At 71.9% G+C, this 11576-nt stretch carries 10 protein-coding genes and 1 pseudogene; 8 read left to right on the plus strand and 3 right to left on the minus strand.

Translation table 11 applies throughout. The features are described 5' to 3' along the window. Nucleotides 1-15: 15 nt before the first annotated feature. The 3 genes and pseudogenes from GRC12_RS01515 to GRC12_RS01525 all read left to right on the plus strand — a co-directional run. A pseudogene (locus GRC12_RS01515) lies at nt 16-927 on the plus strand (carbohydrate ABC transporter permease); the annotation flags it as partial. Between the two features lie 7 nt (nt 928-934). Beyond that, the gene (locus GRC12_RS01520; protein WP_208776814.1) at nt 935-1774 is read left to right on the plus strand and encodes a carbohydrate ABC transporter permease; all 840 of its coding nucleotides are present in this window, start codon (nt 935-937) and stop codon (nt 1772-1774) included. Between the two features lie 29 nt (nt 1775-1803). Continuing rightward, on the plus strand, nt 1804-3168 hold the full coding sequence (locus GRC12_RS01525) for a GH1 family beta-glucosidase (RefSeq protein ID WP_208776777.1): 1365 nt from the start codon (nt 1804-1806) through the stop codon (nt 3166-3168). Between the two features lie 184 nt (nt 3169-3352). Here the strand turns inward: GRC12_RS01525 and GRC12_RS01530 are convergent, their stop codons facing one another. Beyond that, nucleotides 3353-3745, minus strand: coding sequence for an SCO5389 family protein (locus GRC12_RS01530; RefSeq protein WP_208776778.1), 393 nt, complete (start codon nt 3743-3745; stop codon nt 3353-3355). A gap of 55 nt (nt 3746-3800) precedes the next feature. Continuing rightward, nucleotides 3801-4754, minus strand: a complete 954-nt coding sequence (locus tag GRC12_RS01535) for a nucleotide-binding protein (protein ID WP_208776779.1) — start codon at nt 4752-4754, stop codon at nt 3801-3803. Between the two features lie 115 nt (nt 4755-4869). Between GRC12_RS01535 and GRC12_RS01540 the strand changes: the two genes are divergently transcribed. The 4 genes from GRC12_RS01540 to GRC12_RS01555 all read left to right on the plus strand — a co-directional run bounded on the left by GRC12_RS01540 (nt 4870) and on the right by GRC12_RS01555 (nt 8876). Further along, on the plus strand, nt 4870-5406 hold the full coding sequence (locus GRC12_RS01540; protein WP_208776780.1) for a GNAT family N-acetyltransferase: 537 nt from the start codon (nt 4870-4872) through the stop codon (nt 5404-5406). A gap of 14 nt (nt 5407-5420) precedes the next feature. After that, nucleotides 5421-6902, plus strand: coding sequence for an ABC transporter substrate-binding protein (locus tag GRC12_RS01545; protein ID WP_208776781.1), 1482 nt, complete (start codon nt 5421-5423; stop codon nt 6900-6902). A 3-nt stretch (nt 6903-6905) separates the two neighbouring features. After that, on the plus strand, nt 6906-8663 hold the full coding sequence (locus tag GRC12_RS01550) for an ABC transporter permease subunit (RefSeq protein ID WP_208776782.1): 1758 nt from the start codon (nt 6906-6908) through the stop codon (nt 8661-8663). Between the two features lie 63 nt (nt 8664-8726). Then, nucleotides 8727-8876, plus strand: coding sequence for a hypothetical protein (locus tag GRC12_RS01555; RefSeq protein WP_244371882.1), 150 nt, complete (start codon nt 8727-8729; stop codon nt 8874-8876). A 671-nt stretch (nt 8877-9547) separates the two neighbouring features. Here GRC12_RS01555 and GRC12_RS01560 read toward each other — a convergent pair. Further along, the gene (locus tag GRC12_RS01560) at nt 9548-10327 is read right to left on the minus strand and encodes a CDP-alcohol phosphatidyltransferase family protein (protein ID WP_208776783.1); all 780 of its coding nucleotides are present in this window, start codon (nt 10325-10327) and stop codon (nt 9548-9550) included. Between the two features lie 108 nt (nt 10328-10435). Between GRC12_RS01560 and GRC12_RS01565 the strand changes: the two genes are divergently transcribed. Continuing rightward, complete coding sequence (locus GRC12_RS01565) at nt 10436-11419, plus strand: zinc-dependent alcohol dehydrogenase (protein WP_208776784.1); 984 nt, start codon at nt 10436-10438, stop codon at nt 11417-11419. Nucleotides 11420-11576: the final 157 nt, after the last annotated feature.

Consider the following 11576-nt stretch of genomic DNA (forward strand, 5'->3'; position numbering starts at 1 on the left):
CAAGGAACCGCTGAGGGGGAGTTCCGCCGCGCCGGGCTCCCGTACCTGCTCCTGCTGCCCGCCCTGGTCCTCGAACTCCTCGTCCACCTGGTGCCGATGGTCATCGGCATCGTGATGAGCTTCAAGGAACTCACCCAGTTCTACATCCGCGACTGGGGCACCGCGCCCTGGTCGGGCCTGTCCAACTACCGGGTCTCCGTGGACTTCGACGCCCCGGTCGGCCAGGCCCTGCTGCACTCCTTCTTCGTCACCGTCGCCTTCACCCTGCTCTCGGTCGGCCTGTGCTGGCTGATCGGCACGGCGGCGGCGGTCTACATGCAGGACACCTTCGCCGGCCGCGGCCTGCTGCGGGCGCTGTTCCTGGTGCCGTACGCCCTGCCGGTCTACGCGGCCGTCATCACCTGGGTGTTCATGTTCCAGCACGACAACGGCCTGGTGAACCACGTCCTGCACGACCAGCTGCACCTCACCGGCAAGCCGTCGTTCTGGCTCATCGGCGACAACAGCTTCTACGCGCTGCTGACCGTGTCGGTGTGGAAGGGCTGGCCGTTCGCCTTCCTCATCGTCATGGCCGGACTGCAGAACATCCCACGCGAGTTGTACGAGGCCGCCGCCCTCGACGGCGCCGGCATGTGGCAGCAGATCCGCCGCATCACGCTGCCGTCCCTGCGCCCGGTCAACCAGGTGCTGGTCCTGGTCCTGTTCCTGTGGACGTTCAACGACTTCAACACCCCCTACGTCCTGTTCGGCAAGTCGGCCCCGGAGGCGGCGGACCTCATCTCCGTGCACATATACCAGGCGTCCTTCGTCACCTGGAACTTCGGCACCGGGTCCGCCATGTCCGTGCTCCTGCTGCTGTTCCTGCTGGTCGTCACGGGCGTCTACCTGGCGCTCACCTCGCGCGGACGGAGGACAGGCGATGTCTAGGTCCCCCATGGCGCCCCCGAGTTCGTTCCTCTGGTCGCGCCGGGTCTTCCTCACCCTGCTCACCGGGTTCGTGCTGGTGCCGGTCTACGTCATGGTCTCCAGCTCGCTGAAGCCGCTCGCGGACGTCACGGGCAAGTTCCGCTGGCTGCCCAGCGGTCTGACGATCCGCCCGTACATCGACATCTGGTCGACGGTCCCGCTGGCCCGCTACTTCGTGAACTCGCTGATCGTGGCCGGTGCGGCGACCGTCTGCTCGGTGGTGATCGCGGTGTTCGCCGCGTACGCCGTCAGCCGCTACAGCTTCCGCGGCAAGCGCGTCTTCACGGTCACCGTGCTGTCCACACAGATGTTTCCGGGCATCCTCTTCCTGCTCCCGCTGTTCCTGCTGTACGTCAACATCGGCAACGCCACCGGCATCGCCCTGTTCGGCTCCCGCGGCGGCCTGATCCTCACCTACCTCACCTTCTCCCTCCCGTTCTCGATCTGGATGCTGATCGGGTACTTCGACTCCGTGCCGAAGGACCTGGACGAGGCCGCCCTGGTGGACGGGTGCGGCCCACTCGGCGCGCTGCTGAGGGTGGTGGTCCCGGCCGCGATCCCCGGCATCGTCGCGGTCGCCGTCTACGCCTTCATGACCGCCTGGGGCGAGGTCCTCTTCGCCTCCGTCATGACCAACGACACCACCCGCACCCTCGCCGTCGGCCTCCAGGGCTACTCCACGCTCAACAACGTGTACTGGAACCAGATCATGGCCGCCTCGCTGGTCGTCAGCGTGCCCGTGGTCGCCGGCTTCCTGCTGCTGCAGCGCTATCTCGTCGCCGGGCTGACGGCCGGGGCCGTCAAGTGACCGATTCTCCTGCGTCCGAAGGGACTTACGTGTCCGACCGCATCGACCTCGCCGCCTTCCCGCACGGCTTCCTGTGGGGAACGGCCACATCGGCGTACCAGATCGAGGGAGCCGTCGCCGAGGACGGCCGCTCCCCGTCGATCTGGGACACCTTCTCGCACACACCCGGCAAGGTCGACGGCGACGACCACGGAGACGTGGCCTGCGACCACTACCACCGCTGGCGCGAGGACATCGGTCTGATGCGCCAACTGGGCACGAACGCCTACCGGTTGTCGATCGCCTGGCCGAGGGTGGTGCCGGGAGGGTCCGGCCCGGCGAACCCCAAGGGCCTCGCCTTCTACGACGAGTTGACCGACGCCCTGCTTCAGGCGGGCATCACCCCGTCGGTCACCCTCTACCACTGGGACCTGCCCCAGGTCCTCCAGGACCGGGGCGGCTGGCCGGAGCGGGAGACGGCCGTGGCGTTCGCCGAGTACGCCTCCGTCGTCGCCGCCCGCCTCGGCGACCGGGTCACCCACTGGGCCACCCTCAACGAACCGCTGTGCTCGGCCTGGATCGGCCACCTGGAGGGCAGGATGGCGCCCGGCCTGACCGACCTCACGGCCGCCGTCCGGGCCTCCTACCACCTGCTGCTGGGCCATGGCCTCGCCGTCGAGGCGATCCGCGCCGCAGCCCCGTCCGCCCAGGTAGGCCTCGTCACCAACCTGTCCACGGTGCACGCCGCCACCGACCGCGACGAGGACGTACGGGCCGCGCGCCGGCAGGACGGCCATGTCAACCGCTGGTGGCTGGACCCGGTGTACGGCCGGGGCTTCCCGGCCGACATGCGCGAGGTGTACGGCGTCGACCTCCCCGAGCGGGCGGGTGACCTGGCCAGGATCGCCGCCCCGCTCGACTGGCACGGCCTGAACTACTACATGCCGGCCACCGTCGCCGACGACCCCTCCGCCCCCGCGCCGCACGTCCGCTCGGTCCGCCGCCTCGGCGTTCCGCGCACCGGCATGGACTGGGAGATCGACCCGGACGGCATGGAGACGCTGCTGCTCCGCCTGACGGAGGAGTACGGGGCACGGAAGATCTACGTCACCGAGAACGGCTCCGCATACCCGGACGTCGTACGCCCGGACGGCACCGTCGACGACCCCGAACGCCAGGACTACCTGGTGCGCCACCTCGCCGCCTGCGCGTCCGCCGTCCGCAAGGGGGCCCCGCTGGCCGGGTACTTCGCGTGGTCGCTGCTGGACAACTTCGAGTGGGCGTACGGCTACGACAAGCGGTTCGGTCTGGTGCACGTGGACTACCGGACCCAGAAACGGACCATCAAGGGCACCGGGTACCGGTACGCGGACATCATCCGGGCGCATCGGGGGCGGGCCCGGGAGGCGGCCTGAAGCGTCAATGCCGTGCGGTCGAGTCACGCGATCGGGTGAGGTTCCGGGTGGTGGGGCACGGCGCGGGACTGTGGGCCGTTCGACCGGGTGAGCAGCACTTCGACACCGCGACGACGCCAACGGGACCTGGCCCGGCTGCTCGACGCGGCGGGCATCGAGCAGACGGACCAGGCGCCGGGGCGGGTCAGCAGTCCCTGAACTCCGGGGACTGGTTCAGGATCTGGGAGCGGAGGGACGTGAAGCGGCCGTAGGTCTCGCCGGCGCGGGCTCCCGGGTGGAAGGCCGCCACCCGGTGGCAGTTCTGGAAGGCGAGTTCGACGCCGAAGTGGCGTTCCAGGCTGCCGCGGATCGCGTCGCTGGCGAGCGCGCGCAGGAGCTGGCCGCGTTCGCGCTCGGAGGGGGGAGGGGTCTGGTTGTCGGCGAAGTGTGCCGTGCCGGACTTGAGTTCGGCGGCGAGGGAGGCGATCAGGTCGTAGGCGTACGGCAGTGACGTGCGGACCGTGTCCACGAAGTCCTCCTCGCGGATGTCACCGGACTCGGCTTCGGCGAGGAGCTTCGGGGAGACGTCGAGAGACATGGAAGGGGGGTGTCCGTTCTGATCGATGGTCGAGGTTGCTCACGGGGGAGTTGTGTCAGGTCAGTGACGTCGGGCCCGGTACGAAGTCCGGGTCCACCTGGGTGGCGAGGTCCTGGCCCGTGGCCTTGTCCGCCCAGGCGCGCGCGTTGCGCAGGTGGAACTCCACGGCATGGCGGTGCAGTGTCGCCCAGTCCTTCGGGCGGGCGTCGACCGCCTCGCGCAGTACGTCCAGAGCGTGCCGGTTGTGGGGCTCCAGCGCCTCCAACTCGCCCTGACCGCCGCCCTGCTCGGCCGACCGCACCCACGGCGAGTGGACCAGGTACGTCAGCAGGTCGTCGCCCACCTGGTCCTTGAGGAACATCACGTCGTCCTCGCCCGTCACCTTGTTGCCGACCACCGCGATCCGGATCCCGAACTCCCGCGCGTGGTCCCGGTACTGGCGGTAGACGGAGACGCCCTTGCGGGTGGGTTCCGCCACCAGGAACGTGATGTCGAAGCGTGTGAACAGCCCGGAGGCGAACGCGTCCGCGCCGGCCGTCATGTCGACGACGACGTACTCGCCGGGACCGTCCACCAGATGGCCGAGGTACAGCTCCACCCCGCCGAGCTTGGAGTGGTAGCAGGCCACGCCCAGATCGCTCTCCTCGAACTCGCCCGTCACCATCAGCGACACGTCACCGACGCGCCGGGCGTGACGCGCGTGCAGTTCGTCGTCGCCGAGGAGGCGCAGGAGACGGGAACCGCGGCCGGGCGGGGTGGTCTTCACCATCGCCTGCGCGGAGGCGATGCGCGGGTTGTCGCCCCGCAAGTAGTCCTTGATCTCGGTCAGATGGGCTGCCAGGGCCGGGGCGTCCAGGGGACCGGCGTGTCCCAGTGCCTCGGCCAAGTGCTGGTTGATGTCGCCGTCGACGGCCAGTACCGGCGCGCCGGAGCGGGCCAGATGACGGGAGAAGAGCGCGGACAGGGTGGTCTTGCCGCTGCCGCCCTTGCCCACGAACGCGACCCGCATTACCGGGCCGACCTGGTTTTGAAAATGAATGTCATGTGGCTAGGTTGTAGACAGCTTCCGGGGCCCTGTCAAATCGGAACGATCAAGGAGGACAGTTAATGCATATGATCTGCAAGTGCGTGACTACTGCATCAGGACGGCGAACCCAGGCGACCTCGACGGTGCGCGAGCCGTGATGCTCGACACCGTCCACCGGGACTTCGGCACCGGTTATGTGCCGCGCTGGCACGGCGACATCCTCGACCCGGCCGCCGCGTATCTCGTCCCCGCCCGCCACACTCTCCTGGTCGCGGTCGACCCGGAGGACAGGGCCGTCGTGGCCACCGGTGCCCTGGACTCCCGCGGCCCCGCCCACCCGCCGAACCCGCGGCACGTCGCGGAACGCTTCCCCTCGGGTGAAACCGCGCAGCTGCGCCGGATCTACGTCCGCCCCGAGCACCGCAGACGGGGTCTGGCCCGGCGCCTGGTCGAGGAACTGCTCGCGTTCGCGGTCGCGGACGGTGGCTATCGCGACGTGTACCTGCACACGGACCCGTCGGTGCCGGGGGCGGAGGCCTTCTGGCGGTCGCTCGGCAGGGTCGTGCTCGACGAGCGGCAGGAACCCGGCGGCGGTCAGGGGATCGTCCACTTCGAGATACCGATGGGGCGGTAGGCGCCGTGCACCGTATGCGACTTCTTCTCACCCTGCTGCTGGCACCGCTCCTCACCGGCTGTTTCGCCTCCGAGGGCGCGGGCGGCTCGACCGGTGACGCGAAGGGCGCGTCCCGGCTGCGGGTCGCCCTCGCCTTCCCGCCCGCCGAAGGTCTCTCGCCCTACGGCGCCGACGCCACGATCCTCAGCCGGCTCGGGGTCACCGAAGGTCTGACCTCGATGGACGCCAACGGCACCGCGACCTCCGGACTCGCGGCCTCCTGGCGCCGCGAGGGCGACCGCATCTGGCTGTTCACCCTGCGCGAGGCCACCTTCCACGACGGCACGGACGTCACCGCGTCCGCCGTAGCCGCCTCTCTCACCCATGCCGCCGAGGCCGAGCCGGTTCCCGCCGCGCTCTCCGGCGTCCGCCTCACCGCCGAGCCCGAAGGCCCCGAGACGGTACGGATCACCACCCGTGAACCCGACCCCGTGCTGCCGCTGAGGCTGTCCAGCCCGAGTCTCGCCGTCTTCGCGAAGAAGGCGTACGGCGCCGGCGGCCGGGTCGATCCGGTCGGTACCGCGACCGGTCCCTTCGAGCTGACCCGGGTCACCGGGGCCACCGCGGTGACCCTCGACCGTTACCCCGGCCACTGGGGCGGTCTCGCCCAGTCCCCGGGTGTCGACGTGAAGTTCATCGCCGACGGCTCCGCGCGTGCCGCGGCGTTGCGCACCGGGCAGGTCGACATCGCCGAGGCGATACCCGTGGCGCAGGCGGCGACCCTCGACGAGGCCACCCGCAAGGACACCGCCACCACCCGCACCACGGGACTGCTGCTCAACACGCGGTCGGGGCCGTTCAAGGACCCGGCGCTGCGGGCCGCCGCCCGCCGGGCCGTCGACACCTCCGTCCTCGCCGACGACGTCTACGAGGGGCACGCCGACGCCGGTACCGGCATCTACGGCCCCGCCGTCACCTGGGCCGAGGGGAAGAGGAAGCCCCCGACCGGGCGAGCGCGGGCCGGGAACCCGGAAGGGGCCGGGATCAGGCTCGCCACGTACGACAACCGGCCCGAACTCCCGGAAGTCGCCCAGGTGTTGAAGCAGCAGTTGGAGAAGGCCGGGTTCCGGGTCGAGCTGGAGGTGCGGGAGTACTCACGGCTGGAGAGCGACGCGCTGGGCGGCGGGTTCGACGCGGTGGTGCTCGCCCGCAACACCCTCGTCGACACCGGTGACCCGGTCGCCGTCCTGGCGAGCGACTTCACCTGCGACGGCGGCTTCAACCTGGCCCTGCTGTGCGACAAGGACGTCGACCGGGCGGTGGCGAGGGCCGAAGGCGTCGCCGACCTCACGCAACGCCAGCAGGCGGTCATGGCGGCCGAGGCGGAGATCCTGGGCACCGACGCCGTCGTACCGCTGGTGCACCAGCGCGTGATCACCGGCGTCGGCGACTCGGTCCGGGGCGCGCTGCTCGACCCGTACGAGCGCACGCTGGTCGGCACCGGCACCCGGCGCTGACCCATGGGGAGTCGAACGACCGCGCTGCTGTGGCGCGCCGGGCTCGCCCTCGTCCTGGTGTGCGGCATCGGCCTGCTGCCCTGGCTCACGCGCACCGACCCGGCCCTCACCGTCCTCAGGGCGCGGTCGGCCGAGCGGGATCCCGCGCCCGAGGTGCTGGCCGCCATCCGTGACCAACTCGGCCTGGACGAAGGCCCCTTGCGGCTGCTCGGGCAGTGGTTCGGTGGGCTGTGGCGCGGGGACGCCGGACGGTCGTGGATCTCGGGCGCCGAGGTCATGCCCGCCGTGACGCGGGCGCTGAGCGTGTCGCTGCTGCTGATGGCGGTGGCCCTCGCGGTGGCGGTCGTGACGGCGGGACTCGTCTGCGCCCGGACCCTGTGCGGGCGGTGGCGGCGGGGCGGCTCCGGCTCCGCCGTCCTCGCCGCGCTGCCCGAGTTCCTCACCGCGTCCGTGCTCGCCACGGTCGTCGGGGTGCAGCTCGGCTGGCTGCCGGCGCTCGGCTGGTACGGGCCCCGGTGGACCGTGCTGCCCGCGCTCGCCCTCGGTCTGCCCGCCGGGGCCGTGCTGGGCCGGCTGCTCGACGACCTGCTGCCCGGCGCCCTCGCCGAACCCTGGGCGCTCTCGGCCGCCGCGCGAGGACTGCCCCGCGGGAGCATCGCCCGCCAGGCCGTACGCCGTTGTGTCCCCGCACTGCTGCCCAATCTCGGGCTGTTCGTCGTCGGGCTGACCGGCGGATCCGTCGCCGTCGAGCAGATCTTCGACATTCCCGGGCTGGGACGGACCACGCTGCAGGCCGCCATCGCCCAGGACCTCCCCGTCCTGCAGGCCGGCACGCTCGCCCTCGTCCTGCTCGCCGCCGGCTGCGCGGGCACCGCCCGGCTCACGGCCCGGTGGCTGATCGGGCCGGCCCTGCGCGACGGAGCCCTGCCGTCCCTGCACCGGCCGTCACCGCCCGACCGGGACGGCGTGCGGTTCCTCGGGTACGGCGGTGTGCTGCTCGGTCTCGTGGCGCTCGGCCTGCCGCGCGACCCGCTCGCCCTGAACACCGTCGAGCGGCTTCGGCCGCCGTCCTGGAAACACCCGTTCGGTACCGACGCGCTCGGCCGGGACATGCTGGCCAGGGTCGCGCACGGCGCCCTCGACACGCTCCTGTCGGCCATCGGTATCGGTGCGGTCGCCCTGGTGGCCGGTGTGCTGCTCGGGCTGCTGCCCCGGCTGTCCGGGCCCCTGGTCGACACGGTCAACGCGGTGCCACCCGTCCTCGGGGCGCTGCTCGTCACCGCTGTCGTCGGCAGCGGGTCCGCCACGCCCGCCATCGCCGTGAGCGCCGTCGCCTGGGCGCCCCTCGCGACGCACACGTCCGCCCTGCTGCGGCAGGAGCGTGCGGCGCTGCACGTCACCGCCACACGCGGGTTGGGCGCGGGACGCTGGCATCTGCTCCGGTACGAACTGCTGCCCGCCGTCCTCCCGCCCGTCACCCGGCACGCCCTGCTCCGGCTGCCCGGCATCGCCCTCGCGCTCGCGTCGCTGGCCTTTCTCGGGCTGGGAGCGCAACCGCCCTCGCCGGAGTGGGGCCTGCTGCTCGCCGAGAACCAGCCCTATGCCGAGCGCGCGCCGTGGGCGGTGCTGGCGCCGGCCGCCGTCCTCGGGCTGCTCGGGGCGTTGGCCGTGAGCGCCGGTGGGGGAGTGCGGTGGCCGTGGCGTCGCGCCGTGACCGCACAACCTCGGCTGCGCGGGCGGGGGTTGGTGGCGGCTGAATGACCTTGCTTCCGGTCCGGCTGGGGAAGCGGCAGGGGGCCGCCCGCCGGCCGACTGGTCGGCCAGATGCTGGTCGCACCGGCGGCTCGCGCCCGGGTGACGGACCTGGCGGAGGAGGGGCGGCTCGGGCTCTGCACCGGGGCGTTGTCCTCGGTGTCCGGGCTCATCGTGCTGGCGGGGAGCCAGGTGACGGGACTGCCGGGCGCGGCGCCGTGAATGCCGCCGGCCGTGGTGCCGGTCGCGGCGGCCGGGTTGTTGCCAGAGGCCGATGAGCGAGTGCTCGTCGCCAGCCGCGATGCCGCGGTGACCGGTCGCGGCCGGGCGACACGCGGCTTGGCCACGGGGGCGTGAGGGACAACGACGGCACGGCGTCCGACGACAGGGCGCGATCCCGGCGGTGAGGATGCGACCCCCGGCGGTGAGGATGCGACCCCCGGCGGTAAGGGCGCGACCCCCGGCGGTCAGGACGGGCCCCCCGCGATCAGGGCGCAATCCCGGAGGCGAGGGCGCGACGCCCAGCGATCAGGACGCGATTCCGGCGGTGAGGGCGCGACGCCCAGCGGTGAGGATGCGATCCCGGCGGTGAGGATGCGACCCCCGGCGGTCAGGACGGGACCCCGGCGATCGGGGCGCAATCCCGGAGGTGAGGGCGCGACGCCCAGCGATCAGGACGCGATTCCGGCGGTGAGGGGCGCGACGCCCAGCGGTCAGGACGCGATCCCGCGGTGAGGCCTCGATTCCGGCGGTCAGGCCGCGACCCCCGGAGGTGAGCATGCGATCCCGGCGGTCAGGCCACAAGCCCGGAGGCCAGGGCGCGACCTCGGCGGTCAGGGCGCGATCCCGGTGGTCAGGACGGGACCCCGGTGGTCAGGACGGGACCCCGGTGGTCAGGACGCCACCGGCTCTCGCTTCTCCGCCGCCAGTTCCAGGATCTCCGCGACCTCCGCGTCCTGGACGCGGGAGTTGCGGTGGAGCCACCGGACATCCCGGCCGAAGGACCAGGTCAGGGAGGCGAGGGCGATCAGGACGACCGTCAGGGACGCCGTGCTCGGCAGGTAGCCCGAGGCGGACAGCAGCAGGCAGATGCCCTGCATCGCGGCCACCGTCTTGCGGGCCATGCTCGGCGGGAGTTCGGCGTTCAGCCACGGCCAGACACGGGCCGCGGCCACGAAGCCGTACCGCATGCCGCCGATCAGCAGGACCCACGGGCCGAACTCCATGGAGACGTACACGCTGAGGACGAGGATCAGGAACGCGTCCACCTCCATGTCGAAGCGCGCGCCCAGCGGCGTGGACGTGTTCGTGGCGCGGGCGACCTTGCCGTCGACGCCGTCGAGGATCAGCGCGACCGCCGTGAGACCGACGAGGGCGGTGACCGGCGGGGAGCTCTCGAAGGAGTCCGCGACCAGGGCGGTGACTCCGCCCACCAGGGTCGCGCGGCCGAGCGTCACCCGGTTGGCCGGGCCGAAGGAACGCGGCCGGGTGCGGTGCAGTGCCCGGGAGAGCACCGCCCAGGTGGCGACGGCGAAGGCGAGGCCGGTCAGCCAACCCGCCGGCCCCATGCCGATCGCCGTGCCGAGCAGGGCCAGCAACAGGATCTGAACGCCCGCTCCCACAGCGGTCTCCTGCTGGACCAGCCTCGCGTCGTAAGTGTTGTTCAGGGCCACCGCACACCCTCCGGCCGTATGACAGAGTCGATCAACGCCGCGTACTGTGCGCGGCCTGTGCACACCTCGGTACGTGAACCACTTCCCGATCGTTCAGGAGGACGTCAGATGAACCTGATCGCCCGCGCGTTCTGGCTCAGCCGTCCGGGAGAGGGCGAGATACGAGACGTCCACCTGCCCGAACCCGGCGAGGGCGAGGTGCTGGTGCGTTCGCTCTACTCCGGGGTCAGCCGGGGGACGGAGACGCTCGTCTTCCGCGGAGGCGTTCCCCGAAGCCAGCACGCGGCCATGCGGGCGCCGTTCCAGGAGGGCGACTTCCCCGCCCCCGTGAAGTACGGCTACCTCAGCGTCGGCGTCGTGGAGGCGGGCGCGGCGGACCTGGTCGGGCGGACGGTCTTCTGTCTGTATCCGCACCAGACGCGGTACGTCGTCCCCGCGTCCGCCGTGACCGTCGTACCGGACACCGTGCCCGCCGAGCGGGCCGTCCTCGCCGGGACGGTGGAGACCGCCGTGAACGCGCTGTGGGACGCCGCGCCGCTGGTCGGGGACCGGATCGCCGTGGTGGGTGGGGGCATGGTCGGCTGCTCGGTGGCCGCGCTGCTCGCCCGCTTCCCGGGCGTCCGCGTCGAGCTGGTGGACGCCGATCCCGGCCGGGCCAAGATCGCCGAGGCGCTCGGGGTCGGCTTCGCGCTGCCCGCCGACGCCCTCGGCGAGTGCGATCTGGTCGTGCACGCCAGTGCCACCGAGCAGGGGCTCGCCCGGGCCCTGGAGTTGCTCACCTCAGAGGGCACCGTGCTGGAACTGAGCTGGTACGGCGACCGGCAGGTGGCCCTCCCGCTCGGTGAGGCCTTCCACTCCCGGCGTCTGGTCATCCGCAGCAGCCAGGTCGGCACCGTCTCCCCGGCCCGCCGCTCCAGCCGCAGCTACGCCGACCGGCTCGCGCTCGCCCTCGATCTGCTCGCCGACCCGGCGCTGGACGCCCTCGTCACCGGGGAGTCCGCCTTCGAGGAACTGCCGGACGTCCTGCCGATGCTGGCCTCCGGGGAGGTCCCGGCGCTGTGCCACCGGGTCAGGTACGCGGACACAGCCTGACGGAGTCGTTCAATCCGGGACGACTTTCGGCCACGCAAGACCGCCTGACCTGAGAAAAGGGTGAGCCGGGGCTGAACACGGGGAACCGAAGAGCCGTACTACACGGCATCCCCCGGCGGCCAACGGCCGGGGGACCAGACGCGCCGCACCTGGAGGG

The organism is Streptomyces griseorubiginosus, from assembly GCF_017614965.1.
Taxonomy (GTDB): Bacteria; Actinomycetota; Actinomycetes; order Streptomycetales; family Streptomycetaceae; genus Streptomyces; species Streptomyces griseorubiginosus_B.